Genomic DNA, 25,425 nt, shown 5'->3' with positions numbered 1-25,425 from the left:
CAGCACGTCATGCTGAGCGCAGTGGAAGTAGCTCTGCCGCTTCGATAGCACGACTCAGTAGCTCAGGGGTTAAACCCTGGGCAATCGATAGGGCGGTCATCAGCCCGCGAGATGTCTCGGCTGCGCTCGGCATGACGTTCTAATTGAACCTCAAGGCCCAACCCAACAACGCAAACCTTCTCTCAAGAACCTTCTCATAGTCTCATGTCCCAAAAAAAGGTAGTTCTCGCCTATAGCGGCGGATTGGATACGTCCTACTGCGTCGTGTATCTGACGAAAGAACTGGGCCTGGAAGTCCACACGGTCATCGTCAACTCGGGCGGCTTCTCGGCGGAGGAGCTGGCCGGCATCGAAAAGCGCGCCTACGAAATGGGCTCCAAGCGCCACGAGGTCATCGACGTAACCGAGCGGTTCTACCAGCAGTGCCTGCGCTACCTGCTGGCGGGAAATGTGCTGAAGAACGATACGTACCCGCTGAGCGTCAGCGCGGAGCGGATGTTTCAGTCCTTGGCGCTGGCCGAGTACGCCCGCGAGAACAAAGCGGACTACATTGCCCACGGCAGCACCGGCGCCGGCAACGACCAGGTGCGTTTCGACGTGGCCTTCTCGGTGATTTCGCCGAACACCGAAATCATCACGCCCATCCGCGACCTGGGCCTCTCGCGCCAGCAGGAAATCGAATATCTGCAACAGAACGGCGTGGAGATGAGCTGGGAAAAAGCCAAATACTCCATCAACAAGGGCATCTGGGGTACCAGCGTGGGCGGCGTCGAAACGCTGACTTCGCGGCAGGGCCTGCCGGAGTCGGCCTGGCCGACCCAGCTGACGAAGACCGAGCCGCAGGAAATCAGCATCACTTTCGAGAAAGGGGAGCCGGTGGCCCTGAACGGGGAGGCGATGAAGCCGGTGGATTTGATTATTGCGCTTAACGAGCTGGCCGGGCAGTACGCCATCGGCCGCGACACCCACGTGGGCGACACGATTCTGGGTATCAAAGGCCGCGTAGGCTTCGAGGCCCCGGCGCCGCTGATTCTCATCAAGGGGCACCATTTGCTGGAAAAGCACACGTCCTCGCGCTGGCAGCTGCTGCACAAGGACTACATAGCCAACTGGTACGGCACGCTGCTGCACGAGGCCCAATACCTCGACCCGGTGATGCGCGACATGGAGGCGTTCCTGGATTCGTCGCAGGCGCGGGTGTCGGGCACGGTGTACGTGACGCTGAAGCCCTACCAGTTTGAGCTGCTGGGCGTGGAGTCGAAGTTCGACATGATGCAGTCGAAGGTGGCCACCTACGGCGAAGAGAACAACGCCTGGGACTCGCGCGACGCGAAGGGCTTCATCAAGATTTTCAGCAACCAGCTGCGCATTCACTCCTCTTTCGATGAATAACGAGTCGTTCAACGATAGTGGTACTGCGACTCAGAGTCGTGGTACCACTGCGCCCGCGCCGGACGGGGTGAAAATCAAGGTGGGCATCGTCGGCGGGGCCGGCTATACGGCGGGCGAGCTGATTCGCATTCTGCTCCGCCACGAGTTCGTGGAGTTTGCCAGCATCGTCAGCTCCTCCAACGCCGGCAACGACGTGAGCAGCGTGCACGACGATTTGCTGGGCGACACGGACTTGATTTTCACCGACAAGCTCCGCGGCGACGAGGACGTAGTGTTCCTGTGCCTGGGCCACGGCAACTCGCGGGCGTTTCTAGAGAAGCACCCGCTGCCGGAAACCACCCACGTCATCGACCTCAGCAACGACTTTCGCCTGCAGGCCGACCGGGAGTTCCAGGACCGGGAGTTCGTGTACGGGCTGCCGGAGCTGAACCGGACACGCATTCAGCAGGCGCAGAGCATTGCCAACCCCGGCTGCTTTGCCACGGCCATTCAGCTGGCGCTGCTGCCGCTGGCCCAGGCCGGCAAGCTCACCGACGATGTGCACGTATCGGCCATTACCGGCTCGACGGGCGCGGGGCAGAGCCTGGCCGACACGGTGCACTTCTCCTGGCGCAGCAATAACGTGTCCATTTACAAGCCCTTCACGCACCAGCACCTGGGCGAAATAGGGGAGAGTCTGGCGCAGCTGCAGACGCCGCTGGAGCTGGACATCAACTTCGTGCCCTACCGCGGCAACTTCACCCGCGGCATCTTCGCTAGTGTCTACACGCCCTCGGATTTGACCCAGGACGAGGCCCGGGCGCTGTACCAGCAGTTCTACGCCGACGCCGCGTTTACCACGGTGTCGGATAAGGAAGTGCACCTCAAGCAGGTGGTCAACACCAACAAGTGCCTGCTGCACGTGCAGAAATTCGGCAAGCAGCTGCTCATCACCTCGGTTATCGACAACCTGGTGAAGGGCGCTTCGGGCCAGGCCATCCAGAACATGAACCTGCTGTTCGGCCTGCCTGAAACGACGGGTTTGAATCTCAAATCGGTGCTTTTCTAAGGGATTAGCACGATCATGCAAGTTGTTGCGCCTCACCCCCCGGCCCCCTCTCCGAAAAGGAGAGGGGGAGTCGGACGAAGCGGTAGAGATGCTTCGGCAAGCTCAGCATGACGTTCGGTAGAGGCGGCCGCGTCTCACTTCTCATGTCTCACAGTCTCACTTCTCGCTACAGAATGGAGCTTTTCAACGTCTATCCGCTCAACGACATCACGCCGGTGCGCGCCCTCGGGGCGCAGCTCTGGGACGACAAGGGCGCGCAGTACCTCGACTTCTACGGCGGCCACGCGGTCATCAGCATCGGCCACAGCCACCCGCATTACGTGCGGCGCATTACCGAGCAGCTGCAGAACATCGGGTTCTACTCCAATTCGGTGCACATCCCGATTCAGCGGGAGTTGGCGCAGAAACTCGGGGAGGTATCGGGCTACCAGGATTACACGCTGTTCCTCTGCAACTCGGGTGCCGAGGCCAACGAGAATGCGCTGAAGCTGGCGTCGTTTCACACCGGCAAAAGCCACGTTATTGCGTTCCGGGGCGCGTTTCACGGCCGCACCTCGGGCGCGGTAGCCGCCACCGACAACGCCAAAATCGTGGCGCCCTTCAACGCCGGGCACCAGATCAGCTTTCTGCCCTACGATCTGACGGACGTGGAGCGGGTGTTGCAAGCGGGTCAGACCTGCGCCGTCATCATCGAGCCGATTCAGGGCGTGGGCGGCATCATCATGCCCTCCGACGAGTTCCTGCGGGGCCTAGAGCAGCTGTGCCGGCAGTACGGCGCGGTGCTCATCGCCGACGAGGTGCAGAGCGGCTACGGGCGCAGCGGCAAGTTCTTCGCCCACCAGCACGCCGGCGTGCGGCCGGGCATCATCTCGGTGGCCAAGGGCATGGGCAACGGCTTTCCCATCGGCGGCATCCTGATTTCGCCGGAGTTCCAGGCCTCGTACGGGCTGCTGGGCACCACCTTCGGCGGCAACCACCTGGCCTGCGCCGCCGCGCTGGCCGTGCTGGAAGTCATCGAGCAGGAAAATCTGCTGGCCCACGCCACGGAAATGGGCGAGTACCTGCGCCAGGAGCTGCTGGCCAATGCCGGCGCCCAGGAAGTGCGCGGCCGTGGGCTGATGGTGGGCATCAAGTACGACTTCCCTATCAAGGAGTTGCGCGACAAGCTGCTGACCGACTACCACATCTTCGTGGGCAACGCCTCCGACCCCGGGGTGCTGCGCCTGCTGCCGCCGCTGAACATCAAACGCGAGGAGGTAGACCAGTTTTTGCGGGCGCTGTACGCAATTATTCCGGCGGAGGTAAGGAGTTAAGCGACTTGTGGCCTAACTTGCGGCCTTAATGAGTGGCACCACAAGGTTCACGAGCAAAGCTCACCTTCTGATCAGCTGCACGCTGCCGTTTCCTGGAATTGCGCAGCCCCTGGCCGGTTTTTTCCCTGAAACAACGGCCACCCAAGCCCCTTTCTTCCAGCAGGCCTGCCCGCCCGATTTCCCGATGCCTGACATCTGGGAGCGGCCGGGCGCGGGACCGATTGATCTACCTTCTTTCGCTCCCGTTTGGCTTAAGTCCTCGTTCGGCTGGAATAGACCCCTGATGTTTGGTTCTGTTCCAGCCGAAATTGTATCCGGGCGGTTCCGACAACGGGCAGTAGCCACACGGCACACCCGCCGCCCCGCGCCCGGTCACCGCCGCTTGGCTCCCTTGGCTGACGCTAGTTCCCGTCAGGCTCCCCCTCTCCTTTTCGGAGAGGGGGCCGGGGGGTGAGGCGCACCGCAGAAAATCAACAGAGTAAACCCTTTTTCGCAAAACAGAGTGGAAAACGCTAAATCGGTGAAGCTGGTGCTGGAAGACGGCACCGAAATTCAGGGCCAATCTTTCGGCGCATTCACCTCGGCCGCGGGCGAAGTGGTGTTCAGCACGGCCATGACCGGCTACCCCGAAAACCTCACCGATCCGTCCTTCGCCGGGCAGATCCTGGTGCTGACTTACCCCATCGTGGGCAACTACGGCGTGCCGGGCGAGGAGCTGTACGAGTCGATTTCCAAAATTTTCGAGTCGGACAAGATTCACGTGGCGGGCCTGGTGGTCAACTACTACTCCGAGGAGCACAGCCACTGGAACGCCGCCAAGAGCCTCGGCGACTGGCTGGCCGAGTACAACATCCCCGGCATCTGCGGCGTGGATACCCGCATGCTCACCAAGAAGCTGCGCGAGAAGGGCGCCATGCTCGGCAAAATCGTGGCGGAGCAGGACATTCCGATGCACGACCCCAACCAGGACAACCTGGTGGCGCAGGTGAGCCCAGAAGGCGTGCAGCACTACGGCACCGGCAAAAACAAAATCGTGCTGGTGGACTGCGGCACCAAGACCAACATCATCCGCTGCTTCCTGGAGCGCGACGTGGAGCTGATCCGCGTGCCCTGGGACTACGACTTCACCCAGCTCGACTACGACGGCCTGTTCCTGAGCAACGGCCCCGGCGACCCGAAAATGTGCGTGCCCACCATCGAGCACCTGCAGAAAGCCCTGCAGCAGGACAAGCCCATTTTCGGCATCTGCCTGGGCAGCCAGCTCATGGGCCTGGCCGCCGGCGGCGACACGTTCAAGCTCAAGTACGGCCACCGCAGCCACAACCAGCCCGTGAAGCTCACCGGCACCCAGCGCAGCTACATCACCAGCCAGAACCACGGCTTCGCGGTGGACACCGCCACGCTGCCCGCCGAGTGGGACATGCTGTTCGAGAACCTCAACGACGGTACCTGCGAAGGCATCAAGCACAAAACCAAGCCCTTCTTCTCCACCCAGTTTCACCCCGAAGCCGCCGGCGGCCCCCAGGACACAGAGTTTCTGTTCGACCAGTTCCTGGATGAGGTAGAGAAATACAAGGCTGGTAAGTAGCCGGACGACCAAGCTCAGCACGACGGAAAAGAACGTCATGCTGAGCTTGCCGAAGCATCTCTACCGCTTCGTTGGCTTCCTGTAGCCGCTAAACCTGATGAGCACTGCCTCGATGTGGATTGAGCACCTTGTAAACCCCAAAACGATAACGAGTATCTACTCGGCAGAGCCGCCCTCGTTAGCGCAAGTGCAGTTGTCTGAGGTGGCTATTGTCTGTGGCGGTGACCTACAATGCAAGCTCCACTTCGATTTGAAGGATTTTCCTACTGATGCCCCAATCAAATGGGTACAGCGGAAGTACAATACGGTCCAACTGAGCCTGAACCTGATTCAAACCGAGCTAATCCAGTGCACTATTCCTAGCGGAAGCGGCATAGGAGACTTGAGTATCATTCATGATGGGACACGCTTTCAGATAACATTCACCACCCAGCCGCAAGGAGTCGTTTTTCAAGCAACGGCTACTTGGATACATGTCGACAACATATCGGGCTACCAAAAAGAACAAGCTTAGTTGAGCGTCTAACGAAGCGGTAGAGATGCTTCGACAAGCTCAGCATGACGGTCTGCACCCCACACAAACTCACCCTCTAAATTCGCTCCCTCAACCGCACTGTCCACATGCCAGAAAAACGTAGAGGTCTGCCGAATTGGGTGTTTATCGTAGCTGGTGCCCTGGTGCTGGCCGTGTACTTGTTCGGCAAGTTCGTGGGCCAGAAGACCATTTTGAAAGCGGTGCTCGGGGAGCCGGGCGACTTGGTGGCCCGGGCCATGAAGTCGGCCAAATACTCCCCGCGCATCACCAACCGCATCGGCGAAATAAGCGGCACCAACTTCAAGGTGAAGCAGCTCGGGGCCAAGAAAGACACGAACGTTTTTCAGTTTGTGCTGCAAGGCGAGCGGGGCGAGGCCACCCTCAAGATGTGGATGGTCAAGCGACCCTCCGGGCAGTGGGACATGATTAAGACCGACACGCTGTTCCGCGAAGAGCGGACCGTGCCGCTCACGGAACTCAACAAGCTGTAGTCAGCTTCCACAAGACTTTTCACTACGACTCCCGCGCGGGTCGGGTACGCTAACTCCTAGAATGGAAAAACCACAGAAAGTTCTCATCCTCGGTTCCGGTGCCCTCAAAATCGGGGAGGCCGGTGAGTTCGATTACTCCGGTTCGCAGGCCCTCAAGGCGCTGAAAGAGGAAGGCATCCGCACCATCCTCATCAACCCCAACATTGCCACCGTGCAGACGTCGGACGACATTGCCGACGACGTGTACTTCCTGCCCGTGACGCCCTACTTCGTGGAGGAAGTCATCAAGAAGGAGCAGCCCGACGGCATCCTGGTGGCCTTCGGCGGCCAAACGGCCCTGAACTGCGCCGTGGCCCTGTACCGCGCCGGCGTGTTCGAGAAGTACAACGTGCGCGTGCTCGGCACGCCCGTGCAGAGCATCATCGACACCGAGGACCGCGACATCTTCAAGGAAAAGCTCGACCAGATCGGCGTGCTCACGGCCCGCAGCGAAGCGGTGACGACGATGGAAGACGCGCTGGCGGCCGCGGAGCGGATTGGCTTCCCCATCATCGTGCGCGCCGCCTTCGCGCTGGGCGGCCTGGGCAGCGGCTTCGCCAACAACATGGACGAGCTGCGCACCCTGGCCCAGAAATCCTTCTCGACCTCCGACCAGATTCTGGTGGAAGAGTCCTTGAAAGGCTGGAAAGAGGTGGAGTACGAGGTGGTGCGCGACCAGTTCGACAACTGCATCACCGTCTGCAACATGGAGAACTTCGACCCCATCGGCATCCACACCGGGGAGAGCATCGTGGTGGCTCCGTCGCAGACGCTGAGCAACCGCGAGTACCACAAGCTGCGCAGCATCGGCATCAAGACCATCCGCCACCTGGGCATCGTGGGCGAGTGCAACATTCAGTACGCCCTCGACCCGCACTCGGAGGAGTACCGCGTGATTGAGGTGAATGCCCGTTTGTCGCGCTCCTCGGCCCTGGCTTCTAAGGCTACGGGCTACCCGCTGGCCTTCGTGGCCGCCAAGCTGAGCCTGGGCTACTCGCTGGCCGAGCTGAAAAACAGCGTGACGCAGACCACCTCGGCCTTCTTCGAGCCCTCGCTCGATTACCTGGTGGTGAAGCTGCCGCGCTGGGATTTGAGCAAGTTTGCGGGCGTGCAGCGCCAGATCGGCTCGGCCATGAAGAGCGTGGGCGAGGTTATGGCCATCGGCAAAACCTTCGAGGAAGCCGTGCAGAAGGGCCTGCGCATGCTCGACACAGGCCGCCGCGGCTTCGTGGCCAACAAGCCCGAGCCCATCGACCTCTCGGACCTCGACACGCTGCTGAGCGAGCCGAACGAGGAGCGCATCTTCGCCATCAACGAAGCCTTCCAGGCCGGCTACGACGTGGAGCGCGTGTACGAGCTGACGCGCATCGACCGATGGTTTTTGCAGCGCCTCTACGGCATCTACCAGCTGGGCCTGCAGCTCGGCGAAAAGCGCCAGCAGGGCGGCCTCGATGCCCTCGACACCGACCTGCTGCGCCAGGCCAAGAAAGCGGGCTTCTCGGACCAGCAGCTGGCCGTGCAATTGCTCGGCCCGGCCGAGGTGAAAGCCAACGAAATGCTGGTGCGCGCCCGCCGCAAGGCCCTGGGCGTACTGCCCGTGGTCAAGCAAATCGACACGCTGGCGGCCGAATTCCCGGCCCAAACCAACTACCTCTACCTCACCTACCACGGCACCGAAAACGACCTGGCGCCCGAAACCGACAAGTCGGTGGTGGTGCTGGGCTCGGGCGTGTACCGCATCGGCTCGTCGGTGGAGTTTGACTGGTGCGGCGTAAACGCGGCCCAGACGGTGAACGAGGAGGGCTACAAGTCCATCATCATCAACTACAACCCCGAAACCGTAAGCACCGACTACGACGTGTCGGACCGCCTGTACTTCGAGGAATTGAGCTACGAGCGGGTGATGGACATCCTGGACTTCGAGGCGCCGCAGGGCGTGATTCTGAGCACCGGCGGGCAGATTCCGAACAACATTGCCACCCGCCTGGAGCAGGCCGGCGCGCCCATCCTGGGCACCGCCGCCGCCCGCATCGACGAGGCCGAAAACCGCCACAAGTTCAGCAGCATCATGGACGAGCTGGGCATTGCCCAACCGCGCTGGAGCGAGCTGACCACGATGGAGGCCATCTACGGCTTCGTGAAAGAAGTCGGCTTCCCGGTGCTGATCCGCCCGAGCTACGTGCTGTCGGGCGCGGCTATGAATGTGGTGTCGAACCCGCAGGAGCTGGAGGAGTACCTGAAACTGGCCGTGGAGGTCAGCGCCGAGTACCCGGTGGTGGTGTCGGAGTTCATCCAGGAAGCCAAGGAAATCGAGCTGGACGCGGTGGCCGACAAGGGCGAAATCGTGTCGTACGCCATATCGGAGCACGTGGAGTTTGCCGGCGTACACTCCGGCGACGCCACCATGTACTACCCGCCGCAGCGCGTGTACGTGGGCACGGTGCGCAAGCTCAAGGTCATTGCCGAGAAGATTGCCAAGCGCTTCGAAATCAGCGGGCCGTTCAACATCCAGTTCCTAGAGAAAAACGGCGCCATCCGCGTTATCGAGTGCAACCTGCGCGCCTCCCGCAGCTTCCCGTTCGTGAGCAAGGTATCGGGCCACAACCTGATCAAGAAGGCCACGAAGGTGCTGCTGGGCCAGCACGTGGAGCGCGACGCAAGCGAGCTGGTATATGACCTGCCCTTCGTAGGCGTGAAGGCCTCGCAATTCTCCTTTACCCGCCTGCAGGGCGCCGACCCGGTGCTGCGCGTGGACATGACCAGCACCGGCGAAGTGGGTTGCCTGGGCGACACGGCCGAGGAAGCGCTGCTGAAGTCCCTGCTGTCGGTGGGCTACCGCATTCCGGAAAAGACGGTGCTGATGTCCAGCGGCCCGCTGCTCTCCAAGGTGGCCCTGCTCAGCGCCGCCAAGCTGCTGGTGCAGAAGGACTACACCATCTACGCCACCCACGGCACGCACCTGTTCCTGACCGAAAACGGCGTGGCCAGCACCCTGGTCTACTGGCCCGACGAGCTGCAGGAGCCCAACGCCCTGACCTACCTGCGCGAGCGGAAAATCGACCTGGTCATCAATATCCCCAAGAACCTGACCAAGGGCGAGTTGGACAACGACTACAAAATCCGCCGCACGGCCGTCGACTTCAACATCCCGCTCATCACCAACGCCCGCCTGGCCAAAGCCTTTATCAAGGCCTTCACCACGCTGAAGCTGCAGGATTTGAGCATCAAGAGCTGGAAGGAGTTCAAGGCGCAGACCGAGCCGGTGCTGTAAGCGGGGCCTACGGCAGGAACCGATGGTTTCCGGGCAAGTGTGAAGTCACATGTGCTCGGAAACCATCGTTTTTTGCCAGGTGTGAGGTCACATGTGTTCGGAAACCATTGATTTCAGGCACGTGTAAGGTCCCATGTGCTCGAAAACCATTGATTATGGGCAGGTGTGACGTCCTATGTGCCTAAAAACAATGGTTTCTGAGCACATGGGACCTCACAGGTGCTCAGAAACCAAGTTGGCGCGAGTTTAGCGCAGTGTACCTTATGTCAGCGGTGTTTACAAGAACGCCAGATGGAGCATGCCGTCACGCGTTTCCAGGTTTGACCTTCTTATTCTTGTTTACCAGCTATGGGACACAAAAACGTCTGCCTGAACTGTCGCAAAGCATTCAATATGCCTTTTGGCGTGACTGGCGAAATGACGTGCAGAGAATGTGGGCAGCAGATGATTCGACTGCCACACCGGTTTCGCCCGCCGAAGAAAACGGAAACGGCTAAATGGGAAACCGTGAAATTTCTTGTTGAAAACGGCTTTTCATATCAGCACATCTATCATGTGGATGAGAACCCCGTGCGAAATGCCAAGATTGAAAACTATGTCCAGTACCCGGAGAATATGCGGGAGGCGCAGGAGTTTGTAGTCATGTATCAGACACAAGCGAGACGTACTGATAAGTAATTGGTGAATCTCCCAGCATAACGGCCGCATATCTTGAAATCAAAACTGAATACAGACCAGTACTGGTTTGTCGCCTTTCTAGTGCTTCCCTTGATAAGTGCTATGCAGTTTGGTGATGCATACACGACTGATAAAGGCATGAAAGTTCTTTACAGTGGTCTAGCCGGCCTAGTCGCTGGCGCATTAGGGGTAGCCGGTTATTATTTTACCAGCAAGCGTTCTGTTACCGTCCGAGTGGTTGTGCTAGTAGTTCTGGTAATCGGATTGGCACTACCAACTATTCTGATGCCGCAATCCGGCCAGGTGATGAGCAAAGACGGTATTGTATATTCCACGTGCCCAGTCTGCGGCTACATAGCCTTTAATGCGCAGGAAAAGCACTGTGACAATTGCGGTGAAGAGTTGACGGAGGAAGAAATGCACAAAAACGGACTGACCTCACTGGATTCGATGATTCGGATGGGGCAGCTGTATCAATTCATTCCAGAGGATGAGAAAGCCGCCGTCAGCTTCGAGCAACCCGCTGTTTCAGAAGACGGCTACACATTAGATAAATCTTGGCGGCCCAGCGTGACCAAGGCTGAGGTTGAAAAGGAAGCCCTTCAGTACTATGAGAACCGTCGGACGCATCATGTCAAGGTTGAAATAATCAAGAAAGAGCAGAAATAGCCCTGCGTTCCACGAAGCGGTAGAGATGCTTCGACAAGCTCAGGATGACGGCCTTTGCCGTCTGACGTTCTGAAATCCCGTAGAACACCCCATGAAAAAATTTACCTCGTTCGCCGACGTACCCGACTACCGTGCCCTGCTGCAACAGGCGCTGGAGATTAAGCAGAACCCCTTCGGCTACCAGCACCTGGGCAAGAACAAGACCATCGGGCTGATTTTCTTCAACCCCAGCCTGCGCACCCGCCTCAGCTCCATCAAGGCCGCCTACAACCTCGGGGCCCAAGCCTGGGTGCTCAACGCCGGTGCCGACTCCTGGACCCTGGAAATGGCCGACGGCGCGGTGATGAACGGCAGCACGCAGGAGCACATCAAGGAAGCCATTGCCGTGATGAGCCAGTACTGCGACGTGCTGGGCGTGCGCACCTTCCCCGGCCTCAAGGACCGCGACGAGGACTATAATGAGGTGGTCTTCAACAAGATTCTGCAGCACGCCACCGTGCCCGTCATCAGCCTGGAAAGCGCCACCCTGCACCCGCTGCAAAGCTTCGCCGACCTCATCACCGTGGCCGAAACCAAGAAAACCGAGCGCGTGAAAGTGGTCTTGACCTGGGCCCCGCACGTGCGCGCTCTGCCCCAGTGCGTGCCCAACTCCTTCGCCGACTGGTTCTCGGAAGTCGACTGGGTGGATTTCGTCATCACCCACCCCGAGGGCTATGAGCTGGCCGAGCAGTTCACCAAGGGTGCCCGCATCGAGTACGACCAGCAGAAGGCCCTGGAAGGCGCCGACTACGTGTACGCCAAGAACTGGAGCAGCTACCAGAACTACGGGCAGGTCATCACCCAGGACCCGAGCTGGATGGTGGACGCGCGCCACATGGCCCTCACCAACGACGCGAAGTTCATCCACTGCCTGCCCGTGCGCCGCAACGTGGAAGTGAGTGACGCGGTGCTGGACTCGCCCAACTCCCTGGTGGTGCAGGAAGCCGGCAACCGCGTGTTTTCCATGCAGACGGTGCTGCACGAGATGCTGAAGCCGCAAGGCTAAGCGCTAAGCGGAAAAGAGGGCCGTCATTCTGAGCCGCAGACGAACCGGAGGAAGGCGAAGCCAAGGACCCTCCTCTGACCCTGCACAAGCGAAAAGCGCAGCCACCAACGCCTTGATGTTGGTGGCTGCGCTTTGTTGTTCCAGCGGATTAGCGCTTGTTCGTTGGCCTCAGCGGCGATGCTAGCTCGGAGGAAGTTCCTTGGCTTCGCCTTCCTCCGGTTCGCTCTGCTCAGGATGACGACCCTTTCTTAAGTAAAAACAGCAACTAAAGCTGATGCCCGCCTACTCCGTGCGCAGGCTTTTAACCGGGTTGGCGCGGGCCACGCTCACCGTCTGCGACACGATGGTGGCCAGGGCGACGCCGGCGGCGGCCAGTCCGGCCAACGGAAACACCCACCAGGGCATATTGATGCGGTAGGCGAAGTCCTGCAGCCAGCGGTGCATCACGTACCACGAGAGCGGAAAGGCCAGCAGCGCGGCCACCAGCACCAGCTTCATAAAGTCGCTGGAGAGCAGCATGACGATGGTGGAGGTGCTGGCCCCGAGCACCTTGCGAATACCGATTTCCTTCACGCGCTGGGTGATGGCGAAGGACGATAGCCCGAATAAACCCAGGCAGGCAATGAGGATGGCAATGCCGGCGAAGATGCTGAAGAGCAGGGTCTGGCGTAGTTCGGCTTGGTAGAGCTTGGCGTAGCTCTCGTCGAGGAAGGTGTAGGTGAAGGGCTCGTCGGGCAGAAACTCCTTCCAGGTGCGCTCCAGGTGCTGCAAGGAACCCGCGACGTTGCCCCCGGCCAGCTTCACCGACACGTAGTTGTAGGACGAGCGGGAGGTGGCCGAGCTCAGAAACATCACCATCGGCACGATGGGTTGGTGCAGGGACTCGAAGTGGTAGTCCTGGGTCACGCCCAGCACCCGGCCCAGCACTCCGCCGTAGCGAAACGCCTGGCCCACCGCTTCCGCCGGCGACTTCCAGCCGATCATGCGCACGGCGGTGGCGTTCAGGATAAAGCCCAGGGTGTCGGTGGGGAAAGCCTTGGGGTCGAAGTTGCGCCCGGCGGCCAGCTTGATGCCGTAGGTGGGCAGAAAGCCCTCATCGATGCCGAGGTACTTCACGTTGGCCGAGGTGGGCCGCAGCGAGTCGCCGATGCCGGCCGCGGCGTCGCTGGCGTCGAGCAGGCGGCCCGTCGGGATGCGCGAGGAGCGGGCCAGGGCCTGCACGCCGGCTTGCTGCTGCAGGGCTTGGCCGAAGGCTTCGTACTGGGGCCTGAGGGGCAGCGGATAGGCCAGCGTAACAATCTGCGCCCGGTCGTAGCCCAGCGGGGCCTGCCGCAGGTAGCGCAGCTGCAGGCCCACCACGGCGGTGCTCACCAGCAGCCCGATGGACACCACGAACTGCACCACCACCAGCACCCGCCGGAACGCGAGGCCCCCGCTGATTTTGGTGAAGCCCTTCAGAATCTGCTGGGGCTGGAACGAGGACATGAACAGCGCCGGATACAGCCCCGATACCACGCCCACCACCAAGGGCAGCACCAGCAGCCCGAGCAGCACCGCCGGTTGCCACAGCAACTGCGGGGGCAGGGCCGTGCCCGCCAGGCGGCTCAGCCAGGGCAGGGCCAGCACCGTGCAGCCCACCGCCAGCCCCGTGGCCACGGCCGTTATCAGCACCGACTCGCCCAGAAACTGCAGGATGATTTCGGAGCGCTGCGCGCCCACCACCTTGCGCACCCCCACTTCCTTGGCCCGCAGGGCGGCCCGGGCAGTGCTCAGGTTCATGTAGTTGATGCAGGCAATCAGCAGCACGAACAGCGCGATGATGCCGAAGATGTACACGCGGTTCACGTCGCCGTTGGGCTCCAGCTCGTCGGCGCGGTTGGAGTGCAGGTGCACGTCGGTGAGGCGCTGCAGCTGCAGGGCGGTCATCTTGGAGGGCCGCACGTAGTCGGTGGCGCGCTTGTTCTGGGGCTGGTGCCGGTCGAGGAAGGCCGGAAACTGGGCTTCGAGCTGGCGGGCGTCGTAGCCGGCGGGCAGCTGCAGGTAGGTGTGAAAGGCGTTGTTGCTCCAGCTCGTACGCAGGTTTCGCTCCCCGTACACGGTCGAGTCGTTCAGGGTGCTGAAAGACACGAGCACGGCCGGGTGCAGGTGGCTGTTTTCGGGCAGGCCCTGGTACACGCCGGTGACCTTGCAGGCAATGCGCCCGTCCAGCTTCAGCTCCTGGTTCATCGGGTCCTGGTCGCCGAAGTACTTGCGGGCCGCGCTCTGCTCCAGAATCAGCGAATTGGGCTCCGAAAGGGCCGTGCGGGCGTCGCCGCTGAGCATGCGCACGGCGAACATGTCCAGAAACGCCGGCTCGGAAAACATCAGGCTGTCCTCGGTCAGGATGCGGTCCGCGTGGCGCACCACCACCGGGCTGAAGAGGAGCAGCCGGGTGATTTTCTCGATCTGCGGAAAGTCGTTTTTCAGCAGCGGGCCCACCACCGGCGCCACCGCGCTCAGCTGCAGGGTGGCGGCCCCGTCGGGGTTGTAAAAGTCGCGGGTGACGCGGTAGATCCGCTCGGCCTCGGGCACGCGGCGGTCGTAGCTGGTTTCGTGCAGGATGTAAGCCAGAATCAGCAGGCAGCAAGTCAGCCCCGTGGTCAGGCCGAAGAGGTTGATGCCGGCTATCAGCTTGTGCTTAAGCAGATTCCGCACGGTGACGGTGAGGTAATGACGGAGCATGGCGGTTGGAGAAGGAGGGAAGCGTGTTTTCGGGTAGCTCGGAAAGGCAGGGCGGAAAAAGCAGCGGAATTAGTGGGTCGTCCTGTCGGGCTTGGCGAGACCGGACGTGCTGTTGGCGCCGTACTGGCTAGGTCAGGATGTTCTCGGCCACGGTCTGCCCGTCGAGCATGCGCACGATGCGGTGGCTGTAGCGCGCGTCGTGCTCGGAGTGGGTGACCATGACGATGGTGGTGCCCTGCTCGTTGAGCTCCGAAAGCAGGTCCATCACCTCGTTGCCGTTCGAGGAGTCGAGGTTGCCGGTGGGCTCGTCGGCCAGGATGAGGCGGGGGCGGTTGACCACGGCGCGGGCCACGGCCACGCGCTGCTGCTGCCCGCCCGAGAGCTGCTGGGGGTAGTGGTTGCGGCGGTGCATGATGCGCATCTTGTCGAGCACTTCTTTCACGCGCTGCTTCCGCTCGGCGGCGGGCACGCCGGTATACACCAGCGGCAGCTCCACGTTTTCGTACACCGTCAGCTCGTCGATGAGGTTGAAGCTCTGGAACACGAAGCCGATGGCGTGCTTGCGCAGCTCGGCCCGGCGCCGCTCGGAGTAGCCCACGGTTTCCTTGCCGTCGAAGACGAAGGAGCCCGCGTCGGGGTCGTCGAGCAGGCCCAGGATGTTGAGCAGGGTGGATTTGCCGCAGCCCGACGGGCCCATCACAGCCACGAACTCGCCTTCCTGCACCTGCAGGTTCAGCTCGTGCAGCACCGTGGTTTCCACGTCCTCGGTGCGGTAGGTTTTTTCCAGGTTGGTAATCTTGATCATCGGAGTCAGGTGGCGGTTGAGAGAGAAGGAAAAAAAAGGAAAGCGGCGAAGCAGCGCGGCCGGTAAGGTCGGGGCCACTCATTCACCACAACTCGGGGCTGCGTCACTGCCGGGCAGCACCGCTTCGGCGCGTTCCTTGGGAGCTGGGGTTTATTCGACTATGATTCTGCGCATTGCGAGCCGGCGGCCGGCGGAGCCAAGGGCCTTGCCCGGTCAGCCCAGGTTGTTCTTCAGTAATCAGGGCCTTGCTTCGTGAGGATGACCGTTCTGAAGGCCTCCGGGCTACTGCCTGAGCACCAGCTCCTGCATGGTGCCGTAGGTGTCGTAGCCGGAGGTGATGACCCGCTCGCCGGGCTGCAGGCCGCCGAGCACTTCGTAGTAGTCGGGGTTTTGGCGGCCCAGGCGCACGTCGGCGCGGTAGGCGCGGCGGCCGTCGGGGGTGAGCTTGTATACCCAGGTGCCGCCGGTCTGCTGGTAAAAGCCGCCCTTGGCCAGCAGCAGGGCCCGGGTTTCGTCGCCCAGGGTCAGGCGAATCTGCAGCGACTGGCCGCGGCGGATGGCCTTGGGCACGGCCTCGGGAAAAATCATATCGACCTGAAAGCGGCCCTGCGCCACCTGGGTATACACCTTGCGGATCTGCAGCGCATACTCGCGGCCGGCCACGGTACACTCGCCGCGCAGGCCGGGGAAGATGCGCGAGATGTAGTGCTCGTCGATGTCGGCGCGCACCTTGTGGCCCGTCACCGCGTCGAGCTGGCCCAGGCGGGCGCCCTTGTTGACGCTCTGCCCGATTTCGGCGTCGAGCGAAGTCAGCTGCCCGTCGATGGGGGCGCGCACCACCAGGTCGCCCACTTTGCGGCGCATCAGGGTCAGGGCGTTTTGCATGCGGGCGTAGGAGCGGGCGGCCTGGGTGGTTTCCTGGCGGGTGGCCGCGGAGTCCTGGTGGAGCATGGTGCGGCTCAGGCGGCGGCGGCGGGTCTGGTAGTGGTAGGCGTTTTCGGCCTGCCGGAAGTCCTGCAGGGCAATGACCTTCTGCTCGTAGAGCGTTTTCTGGAGCTTGAACACCCGCTCGGCCTCCTGGTAGGCGTTGTCGGCGTCGGCCAGCTGGTTGAGGCGGGCGTTGGTGTTCTGCTGGGCCGCGTTGCGCGACATCTGCATCTGGGTGAACAAGTTCAGCACGGCCGTTTCCTGGTTCACCAGGCTCAGCTCCAGGTCGGCGTTGGAGAGGCGCAGCAGGGGCTGGCCTTTCTTCATCAGGGCGCCGTCCTCCACGTATTTTTCCTCCACCCGCCCGCCTTCCAGCGCGTCGAGGTAGATGGTGGTTTCGGGCAATACCACCCCGCTCACCGGGATAAACTCCTGAAAGCTGCCCTGCCGCACCTCGCTCACCGTCAGCCGCGCGGGGTCCACGTTCAGCTGGCTGGGGCCGGCGCCGTAGTAGTAGCCGCCCACGGCCAGCAGCCCCGCCAGGGGCAGGCCGCCCAGCAGCAGCACGTTGCGGGTTGTCCATTTCTTGGGGGGAATAGCGCGGTCCACGGCGGCAGCAGTTTTTTGCGTCGGGCCGAAAATATTTTCAGCCGGTTTCCCTTGGGGCGCTGCCAGCGCCGTGCCGAAAATTCAATTGGCTTATTTTCAATAGCTTGTTAAATAGCTGTTTCCGGGCAGTGTTCGGTTTTGATACAATCAGTGTGCGGGGCTGATACAGTCGTCCGGACGGCGGGCGGAGCTCCCGGCCGAAACTGGCCGGGAGCCGCTCCGGCGGGACTTGATTTTGCCCTCGAAAATTGCCGTGCTTTGTTGGGGTTGTCGGGGCGTCGTAGCGACGCGTACTCGCGTCTCCTCGTTGAGTTTACCGCCCCAGGCGTTCAATCGGAAGGCTCGAACGCATTGCCTCGTTCTTGATCATACCGCCAAGTGATGCGGACGGCAAGACGCAATACGCGTCGCTACAACGCCCCGGCATGCCACTGCTCCCGCTCTTACTACCGCTCCGCTATGAACCTGCGCTCCGCTTCCGTACTCGTGCTCGACGACGACCCCGACATCCTGACGGCGGTGCGGCTGCTGCTCAAGACCCAGGTGCGCGAGGTGACGGTGGAGCGCCGCCCCGAGGCCCTGCCCAACCTGCTGGCCGCCCGCTCGTTCGACGTGATTCTGCTGGACATGAACTACCACAGCGCCGTCAACACCGGCAACGAGGGCTTTTTCTGGCTGAAGCGCATCAAGGAGCTGGGCTCCGCCGCGGCCGTCATTATGATAACGGCCTACGCCGACATCGAGCTGGCCGTGCGCGCCCTCAAGGAAGGCGCCGCCGACTTCGTGGTGAAGCCCTGGCACAACGACAAGCTGCTCACCACCATTCAGGACGCGCTGCGGCCCGCCGGGGCGGCGCCGGCCCCCGCGGCCCCCGCCGACCCCGATTTATTGGGCTCGTCCCCGGCCATGCAGCAGATTTTTCGCACGCTGGAGAAAGTCGCGCCCACCGACGCCAACGTGCTCATTCTGGGCGAAAACGGCACCGGCAAGGACCTGGTGGCCCAGGCCGTGCACCGGGCTTCGCGCCGCGCCGCCGGCCCCTTCGTGAAAGTCGACGCCGGGGCGCTGACGCCCTCGTTGTTTGAGTCGGAGCTGTTCGGCCACCGCAAAGGCGCCTTTACCGACGCCCGCGAAGACCGCGCCGGCCGCTTCGAGGCGGCCAACGGCGGCACCCTGTTCCTGGATGAAATCGGCAACCTGGGCCTGGCCCAGCAGGCCAAGCTGCTCACCGCTTTGCAGAGTCGGCAGGTCACGCGCCTGGGCTCCAACCAGGCCATTCCGGTGGACATTCGGCTGATCTGCGCCACCAACGTGCCGCTGAGCGAGCTGGCCGACGAGCGGCGCTTCCGCAAGGATTTGCTCTACCGCATCAACACCGTGGAGCTGCTGGTGCCCCCGCTGCGCAGCCGCCCGGCCGATGTTGCCGTGCTGGCCCGGCACTTCGCGGCCCAGTACGCGGCCAAGTACCACCGGCCCGCGCCCACGCTCAGCCCGGCGGCCCTGCGCAAGCTGGAGCACTACGCCTGGCCCGGCAACGTGCGCGAGCTGCAGTACACCATCGAGCGGGCCGTCATCATGGCCGACGCGGCCGAGCTGCAGCCCGACGACCTGCTGTTCTCGCAGCTGGAGCCGGCGTCCACCGCTTCGGCCGCGGCCGAGGGCCTCACGCTCAGCGCCGTGGAGCGCAACGCCATCCTGCGCGTTATCGAGAAGCACGGCGGCAACATCACCCGGGCGGCCCAGGAGCTGGGCCTCACGCGCACGGCCCTGTACCGCCGCCTCAACAAGCATGCGCTCTGATTTTCGCTTCCGCCTGGCCGCCACCGTGCTGCTGCTGGCCGCGGCCCTGGGCGCCGCGGCCGGGCTGCTGCTGCTGGGGCGCCCGGGCGGGGCCGCGCTGGCGCTGCTGCCGGCGCTCTGGGCCGCGGCCGACCTGTACCGCGGCCAGGCCCGGCTGCAGCAGGAGCTGCAGGACTTCACGGCCGCCGTGCGCTACGGCGACTTTTCGCGGCAGTACGGGCGGCGCAGCGGCCGGCCCGAGCTGCAGGCGCTGCACGCCGGCTTCCAGGAAATCAACGCCGCTTTCCGCCGCCTCAGCCGGGAAAAGGAAACCCAGTACCAGCACCTGCAAAGCATCCTGGAGCTGATTCAGACCGGTATCCTGTCCTACGAGCCGGCCACCGGGGCGGTGTGGTGGCTGAACGGGGCCCTGAAGGAAATGCTGCGCCTGCCGCACCTGAAGCACTTCAGCGGGCTGGTCCGGCGCTACCCCGCCCTGGCCGCCCAGCTGGCGGAGCTGCGGCCCGGGCCCGCGCAGGTGGCCACGGTGGCCGTGGGCAGCGGGGTGCTGCGCCTGCTCGTGGCCGCCAGCGTGTTTCAGACCGAGGGCCGGCAGTACAAGCTGGTGGCCCTGCACAGCGTGGGCGACACCCTCGACGAAACCGAGGCCGACGCCTGGCAGAAGCTGCTGCGGGTACTCACCCACGAAATCATGAACTCGGTGGCCCCCATTGCCTCGCTGGCCGCCACCCTGCAGCAGCGCCTGCACGCCGCCGACCCCGCCGACCCCGACCTGCGCGAAGACCTGGAGCTGGGCATCGAAACCATCAAGCGCCGCAGCGACGGGCTGCTGCAGTTTTCGACCACTTACCGCAGCCTGAGCAAAATCAGCGCGCCCAACCGCCAGCCCCTGCCGGTGTACGAGCTGTTCGAAACCGTGCACCACCTGCTGCTGCCCCGGCTGCAGGAGCGCGGCATCGGGCTGGACGTGGTGCTGCCCGACCCGCAGCTACGCCTGCTGGCCGACCGCGTGCTGCTGGAGCAGGTGCTGATCAACCTGGTTATCAACGCCATCGATGCCCTGGCTGGCCGGGCCGCGCCACGCATCACGCTCACGGGCGCCGCCGAGCCGGGCCGCACCGTGCTCAGCGTGGCCGACAACGGCGCGGGCATGGACGCCGAAACTCAGGAGCAGGTGTTCGTGCCGTTTTTCACCACCAAGAAAAACGGCAGCGGCATCGGCCTAAGCTTGTGCAAGCAGATTATGCTGCTCCACAAGGGCAGCATTCAGCTGCGCTCGGCCCCGGATGTGGGCACCGTCATCACGCTCACGCTGAGCGCGGGGGAGCCGGGCTGAACGGGCGCGGGCCGCGGGCGGAAGGGGCCGCGCCGGGCTGCCCGGCGCGGCCGGCAAACAGTCGGCGCCACCGGCGGTTGATGTTGCATTCTGCCCCTCACTTTCTCGCCTGCTCGTCGTAGGTTGCGCCCCGTGCTCCAAGTCGCCCCCGTCCCCGCCATGCTTTCCGAACCTACCTACCTGGCCGCCCGCATGGCGGCGCCCACCATCGCGCAGCACTTTGCCGACCACCGCCTGCTGGCCACCGCGCCGCAGCGGCTGCAGCTGGCCGCGCTGCCCGAGCGCGCCGTCATTGAGGCCCTGATCGACGTTACGTTCTGGGCCAGCCTGCGGCGCGAGGAAGGCCATCCGCCCAAAATCACCCTGGCCCTGCTGCCGCCCGGGCAGGCCCGGCAGCCGCTGGTGTTCGGGCAGCCCAAGCGCCTCACCCCGCAAAGCCTGATCAAGCTGGCCCCGGCCGTGGAGCAGCCCGGCATTCACCTGGGCGTGTGGGCCGACGAGGACGGGCTGCACGTGTGGGGCACCGTCACGGAGCTGCCGCCGCTGTGCTTCGTGCTCGAAGTCATCGAGCCGGGCCTGCTGGTGGTGAAGCACCCGCGCGTCGACGGCTTCGGTAAGTTCGTGAACGTGGCCATTCTGCGCGGCGACCAGCTGCAGGTGGTCGATGCCGAAAACCACGGCGTGGCCGACTGCCAGGCCCTGCGCCGCTTTCTGCCCGGCAGCGGCCTGCCCGGCCACGAGGCCGACGAGGTGCTGGTGGAGCTGGCCGCCGTGATGCGCGCCCACGGCCGCGGCGGGCTGGTGCTGGTGGTGCCGCCCGCGGCCGCGCAGTGGCAGCACTCCATCGTGCAGCCCATGTCGTACCCCGTCACGCCCGCCTACGAGGCCATTGCCCAGGTGCTGGCCCAGCGCCACGACGACCCCGACTGGCCCCGCGACCTGCGCCGGGCCATCGGCATCGTGGGCGGCTTCACCTCCGTCGACGGGGCCACGGTTATCACCCAGGACTACCACCTGCTGGCCTTCGGGGCGAAGGTGGCGCGGGCCAAGGGCAGCACCGCCGTGGAGGAGATGATGATAACCGAGCCGGTGGTGGGCAGCGCGGCCCGCCGCCTGCACCCGGCCCAGAACGGGGGCACCCGCCACCTGGCCGCCGCCCAGTTCGTGCACGACCAGCGCGACGCGCTGGCCCTGGTGGCCTCGCAGGACGGCTTCTTCACGGTGTTTGCCTGGTCGCCGAAGCACAACATGGTGCACGCCCACCGCATCGACGTGCTGCTGCTCTGAGCCGGCCCGCGCCCGTTACTCCCCACCGCCCACAAAAAACGCCCGGCCGCTGACTGCGGCCGGGCGTTTTTTGTGGTTCAGAAGAGGCGGTTAGCGACTGATGACTTCCACCCAGCCCTTGAACGTCTGGCGGGTGCGGGCCTGGTCGGCAAACTCCACTTCCACCAGGTAGTAGTAGGTGCCGGCCGTGGCTTTGGCGCCGGAGTCGCGGCCGCCGCTGTCGGGGGTGCCGGTGCCGCCGCCGTCCCAGAGGCGCAGGTCCTGGCTGGCCTTGCCTTCGTACACGCGGGCGCCCCAGCGGTTAAAGATTTTCACGTTGACCTGCGTTACCGGGCTGGCGAAAATGGGGCGGAAGGTGTCGTTTTGCTGGTCGTTGTTGGGCGAAAACACGTTGGGCAGCACGAAGATGCGGCAGTTGTCGCTGGTCACGATGTTGCTGGCGGCCGAGGTGCCCTGCCCGTCCACGGCCAGAATGCGGTAGCAGCCCGCCGCCGAGGTCAGGTTGGTGTGGGCGAAGGTGAACGTGGTCGTGGTGGAGGAGCCGGGCACGCGGCCGATTTCCTGGAAGGCCGCACTGTCGCAGACGGGGCTGTAGAGCACGCGGTACTCCACGATGTCGGGCGAGCAGCCGGCGGGCTGGTTGCTCAGTGTCCAGCTCAGGTTATTGGTGAAGGTGAGCGGGCGAGGCAGGGGCGAGGGAAACTGCCGGGCCAGCTCGGCCAGCCGGTCGCAGTCGGGGCCCTGCAGGCTGAGCACCGGGCGGCAGGGGCGCGGGGCCAGCAGCACGCACAGCTCCTGGCTGCGGTTGACGAGGTTCTGCGGCTGGCGCGGCGAGTCGTAGCGGCCCACGGTTTCCACGTAGTAGCAGTAGGTCTGGTTCAGGCGCAGGGCCGGGTCGTTGTCGAGGTACGAGCCCTCGGTGCGGGTGCCGGCGGCCGTGCTGCTGATCAGGGTGAATGTGGCGCTGCCCGGGTTTTTGCGGTAGACGCGCGTCACGTTGCCGCTGTTGTTCCACGGCACGTTGTACGCCCAGGTGACGCCGATGGTGGGCACCACGCCCGGGTTGGGCGTGGCCGTCAGGCGCACGGAGCTGGCCGGCCCGGCGGGCTCCACGACCTCGGGCGTGGCGCGGAAGAACTCCAGGCGGTAGGTGTAGGCCCGGTCACGGGTGTTCAGGTTGGTGTCGGTGTGGGTGGTGTCCGTCAGGCTGGTGGCCGTGCGTACCAGCGTGTAGTTGGAGCCCTGGTCCTCGGCGCGGTAGAGGCGGTAGCCCAGCGGGGCGGCGAAATTGGCGGCCGGAGCCGGGGCCGTCCACCGCACCCCGATCTGGCCGGTGGCCGCGTCGGTGCGCTCCACCGTCACGTTGGTGAAGAGCATGGCCCGGCCGTCAAACGGCACGCAGGCTTCCTGGGAGGCAATGCTGGCCCCGCCCGCGGGGCGCGGAAACTCGGCGTAGATGCGGTAGCAGTAGGTTTTGCCCCGCTCCAGCCCGCGCCCGCCGTTGGTGTCGGTATAGGTCTGCAGGTTGGCCGCCACTTCCCCCACCAGGGTGTAGCCCGCGCTGGCCGGGATGCCCGCCTCGCAGCTGCCCGGGCTCCAGCCCGACTGGTTTTCCTTGCGGTAGATCAGGATGCGCGTCGCGTTCTGGCACACGTACCGGTCCCAGGTCAGCGTGGCCGCGGTGCCGGCGGCCACGGCGCGCAGGCCCGTCGGCGGCGGGCCCACCACGGTGATGCGCCAGGGCCGCTCGTCGATGAGCGTCTGACCCGAGGCGGGCACGTCCTCCACCTTGAACACGACCAGCTGCGGGTCCGAGGCCACGTCCGCGCAGCTGGTGGCCCAGCTGAAGCGGCCCACCGCCCGGCCCGCGATGTTGACAATCTGCTGGAAGCTGGCCGGCGCGGGCAGCATGCCGCCGTAGGCCGAGAGGCGCAGCAAGTTGTCGTCCGGGTCGGTGGCCGTGACTGTGCGCGTAATGGTGGTGCCGGCCACCACGCAGGTGTCGCGCGGCACGGTGATGACCGGGCGCCGGTTGCTGCTGGCAAACACCGTTATCTGCATGTCGCGCACCACTTCCCCGATCTTGCGCCGGCCCCCGAACGCGTCGCGCCGCCACTCCTCCACCACGAAGGCCACGTTGTAGTCGCCGGTCAGGTTGGGCGCATTCCACACCATCTGGCCGGTGCGCACGTCCATTTCCAGGATGGAGGGGCCGTTGCCGCTCACCGGCGGCCCGGAGTAAGGCACCTGGTTGCCCCCGCTCGACACGTTCGGGAAGGTGTAGCCGGGAATGTCCACCGGCCGCGGGGTATTGTCGGTCGAGACGATGGAGGCCACCGTGCGCGGCTCGTACTGGCACACGCGCAGGCGGTACACCAGCGAGTCGCCGTCCGCGTCGGAGGCGGCGGGGTTGTGCAGGTACACCTGCCCGCTGGCGGCCCGGTCCACGGCCGGGGCGTTGAGCTCCGGCGAGTGGTTGATGCCGATAATGGGGTTGATGTTGACTTGGGTGTGAATGTAGAAGCTGCGGTTTTCCGACTGCGGCACGTTGCGAATCCCGGTGGCCCGCAGCTCGCCGATGTGGCTGACCACGTAGAGGCCGGCCGCGTTGTAGGTGTGCTCGAAGTAGTACACGCTGCGGCGCACGTTGTTGGCCAGCTGCACCGGGGGCAGGCGCACGGCCACCAGGCTGGTGCCGTCGCCGAAGAAGATGGTGGCCTCGTTGCTCGACTGCTGGCTGGGCGTGTCGGCCGGCGAATTGGAGTCCGTGTAAGTCACCATCTTGAAGAAGATGCGCAACGGGTTACGGGCCGGGGTGGTGTCGGGCTTGGCCTGAATATCGCCGGCGCGGATGTGGCTGGCCCGGCCGGGCAGGGCCAGCAGGCACAGCGCCAGGAGCAGGGGCATCAGGGCGGGCCGCAGCAGATAGCGGAGTAAGGAAGATTCCATAAGCACTGCAGGGGGTAAGAACAGGAAAGGAACGCAGGATAGGGCGACATTCCTACGCCGCCCCCCGCAAAAATCGTACGCACGGGGCGGGCCGGAGTTCGGGCCGCCCCGCCTATTGATGCACGAAGTGAACGGATGGCACATCGAGGGCCGCAATTTGGGCCCGAAACGCGGCCGGCAGCAGGCTGGTGCGGGCCCAGCGGCTCGGGGCCAGGTGCTGCACCCGGCGGTACACGCCGATGACCGGCCGCAGCGCGTGGCCGGCGCCCAGGCCCAGCTGCGCGCGCACCAGCGGCGGCACCACCAGCCCCTGGGCCTGCCGCAGCAGGGCGTAGCGCACCGGCCCGAGGTGGCGGCGGTACTGGCGGTACAGGTCGGTGGTGTAGCGGCTGGGAGCCAGGTCGGCGGCCAGGTGCTGCTGCCGCTGGCGCTGCCACTCGGCGTGGGTGGCGGGCAGGTCGGGCACGCCCATGCGCCGGCCCACGCGCCCGAACACGTCGAACACCTCGGCCTGCTCGGCCGGGGTCAGGGGGCGTTCCAGCGCCTCGTAGGCCCGGATGGAGTAATCGATGAGCATAAACAGGACGTCGCGGTAGGCCCAGTCGGGGATGCGGGCGCCGCGCTTGGCTTCCACCGCGCGGTGAATGTGGGCAATGGTGTCGATGGCGCGCTCGGCCCCGGCGCGCTCGGCAAACACGATCTGCCGGGCGTACTCGACCGTGGAAAACAGCCGGCCCAGCGGGTCGGCGGGCAGCCGCCCGGTGAAGTACAGCCAATCGACGGCTTTGTTCAGGGCAAATTCGGCCGCGGCCCCGGCGAAAATGAACAGGACCGTATCGGCCTTGCCCCAGATGGTGCGCACGATGGAGTGCGGCGCGACGAAGTAATCCATATGGCAGCTAACAGAAAAAGGAGCCAGGAA

General features: G+C 64.1%; 18 protein-coding genes. 13 read left to right on the top strand and 5 right to left on the bottom strand.

Features of this window, described 5'->3' with window-relative positions; genetic code table 11:
• Positions 1-204: 204 nt before the first annotated feature.
• From argG to DLM85_RS05770, 10 genes are all read left to right on the top strand, one after another.
• Entirely contained in the window at positions 205-1,392 is a 1,188-nt protein-coding gene (argG, locus tag DLM85_RS05810; protein WP_111477107.1) for an argininosuccinate synthase, read from the top strand.
• A gap of 67 nt (positions 1,393-1,459) precedes the next feature.
• Positions 1,460-2,440 (top strand): N-acetyl-gamma-glutamyl-phosphate reductase, encoded by a 981-nt coding sequence (gene argC / locus DLM85_RS05805; RefSeq protein ID WP_111477106.1) that lies wholly within the window; start codon positions 1,460-1,462, stop codon positions 2,438-2,440.
• Between the two features lie 173 nt (positions 2,441-2,613).
• On the top strand, positions 2,614-3,753 hold the full coding sequence (locus DLM85_RS05800; protein WP_111477104.1) for an aspartate aminotransferase family protein: 1,140 nt from the start codon (positions 2,614-2,616) through the stop codon (positions 3,751-3,753).
• A gap of 502 nt (positions 3,754-4,255) precedes the next feature.
• Positions 4,256-5,341: a glutamine-hydrolyzing carbamoyl-phosphate synthase small subunit gene (gene carA, locus DLM85_RS05795; protein WP_111477102.1), complete on the top strand. Its 1,086-nt coding sequence runs from the start codon at positions 4,256-4,258 to the stop codon at positions 5,339-5,341.
• Between the two features lie 97 nt (positions 5,342-5,438).
• Complete coding sequence (locus DLM85_RS26335; protein WP_111477100.1) at positions 5,439-5,855, top strand: Imm50 family immunity protein; 417 nt, start codon at positions 5,439-5,441, stop codon at positions 5,853-5,855.
• Positions 5,856-5,962: 107 nt separating this feature from the next.
• A complete protein-coding gene (locus DLM85_RS05785) occupies positions 5,963-6,367 on the top strand; it encodes a hypothetical protein (protein ID WP_133256928.1) in 405 nt (134 codons plus the stop codon).
• Positions 6,368-6,428: 61 nt separating this feature from the next.
• Positions 6,429-9,677: a carbamoyl-phosphate synthase (glutamine-hydrolyzing) large subunit gene (carB, locus tag DLM85_RS05780; RefSeq protein ID WP_111477098.1), complete on the top strand. Its 3,249-nt coding sequence runs from the start codon at positions 6,429-6,431 to the stop codon at positions 9,675-9,677.
• 348 nt (positions 9,678-10,025) lie between these two features.
• A complete protein-coding gene (locus tag DLM85_RS24980) occupies positions 10,026-10,355 on the top strand; it encodes a hypothetical protein (protein WP_133256927.1) in 330 nt (109 codons plus the stop codon).
• Between the two features lie 33 nt (positions 10,356-10,388).
• Entirely contained in the window at positions 10,389-11,024 is a 636-nt protein-coding gene (locus tag DLM85_RS24975; protein ID WP_133256926.1) for a hypothetical protein, read from the top strand.
• Between the two features lie 91 nt (positions 11,025-11,115).
• Positions 11,116-12,069 carry an N-acetylornithine carbamoyltransferase gene (locus DLM85_RS05770; protein ID WP_111477094.1) on the top strand — a complete coding sequence of 318 codons (954 nt, stop codon included), beginning with the start codon at positions 11,116-11,118 and terminating at the stop codon, positions 12,067-12,069.
• A 282-nt stretch (positions 12,070-12,351) separates the two neighbouring features.
• On the opposite strand, the gene DLM85_RS05765 is transcribed toward DLM85_RS05770, so the two are convergent.
• The 3 genes from DLM85_RS05765 to DLM85_RS05755 all read right to left on the bottom strand — a co-directional run bounded on the left by DLM85_RS05765 (position 12,352) and on the right by DLM85_RS05755 (position 17,131).
• Positions 12,352-14,790: an ABC transporter permease gene (locus DLM85_RS05765; RefSeq protein WP_111477092.1), complete on the bottom strand. Its 2,439-nt coding sequence runs from the start codon at positions 14,788-14,790 to the stop codon at positions 12,352-12,354.
• Positions 14,791-14,917: 127 nt separating this feature from the next.
• Entirely contained in the window at positions 14,918-15,595 is a 678-nt protein-coding gene (locus tag DLM85_RS05760; RefSeq protein WP_111477091.1) for an ABC transporter ATP-binding protein, read from the bottom strand.
• Between the two features lie 282 nt (positions 15,596-15,877).
• Positions 15,878-17,131, bottom strand: coding sequence for an efflux RND transporter periplasmic adaptor subunit (locus DLM85_RS05755; protein ID WP_111477090.1), 1,254 nt, complete (start codon positions 17,129-17,131; stop codon positions 15,878-15,880).
• Positions 17,132-17,590: 459 nt separating this feature from the next.
• Between DLM85_RS05755 and DLM85_RS05750 the strand changes: the two genes are divergently transcribed.
• From DLM85_RS05750 to DLM85_RS05740, 3 genes are all read left to right on the top strand, one after another.
• Positions 17,591-18,931 carry a sigma-54-dependent transcriptional regulator gene (locus DLM85_RS05750; RefSeq protein WP_111477089.1) on the top strand — a complete coding sequence of 447 codons (1,341 nt, stop codon included), beginning with the start codon at positions 17,591-17,593 and terminating at the stop codon, positions 18,929-18,931.
• On the top strand, positions 18,921-20,267 hold the full coding sequence (locus tag DLM85_RS05745) for a sensor histidine kinase (RefSeq protein ID WP_111477088.1): 1,347 nt from the start codon (positions 18,921-18,923) through the stop codon (positions 20,265-20,267). Before DLM85_RS05750 ends, DLM85_RS05745 begins: the two co-directional genes overlap by 11 nt.
• Before the next feature lie 159 nt (positions 20,268-20,426).
• Entirely contained in the window at positions 20,427-21,554 is a 1,128-nt protein-coding gene (locus DLM85_RS05740; RefSeq protein ID WP_111477087.1) for a putative sensor domain DACNV-containing protein, read from the top strand.
• Positions 21,555-21,644: 90 nt separating this feature from the next.
• On the opposite strand, the gene DLM85_RS05735 is transcribed toward DLM85_RS05740, so the two are convergent.
• Together DLM85_RS05735 and DLM85_RS05730 are read right to left on the bottom strand one after the other, a co-directional pair.
• Positions 21,645-24,503 carry a T9SS type B sorting domain-containing protein gene (locus DLM85_RS05735; RefSeq protein WP_111477086.1) on the bottom strand — a complete coding sequence of 953 codons (2,859 nt, stop codon included), beginning with the start codon at positions 24,501-24,503 and terminating at the stop codon, positions 21,645-21,647.
• Positions 24,504-24,615: 112 nt separating this feature from the next.
• The gene (locus DLM85_RS05730) at positions 24,616-25,395 is read right to left on the bottom strand and encodes an oxygenase MpaB family protein (RefSeq protein WP_111477084.1); all 780 of its coding nucleotides are present in this window, start codon (positions 25,393-25,395) and stop codon (positions 24,616-24,618) included.
• Positions 25,396-25,425 lie beyond the last annotated feature (30 nt).

The sequence above is a fragment of the Hymenobacter edaphi genome (assembly GCF_003258365.1).
GTDB classification, from domain to species: domain Bacteria; phylum Bacteroidota; class Bacteroidia; order Cytophagales; family Hymenobacteraceae; genus Solirubrum; species Solirubrum edaphi.
The sequence above is the reverse complement of the archived record's forward strand: the minus strand, read 5'-3'. Positions and strand labels throughout refer to the sequence as shown.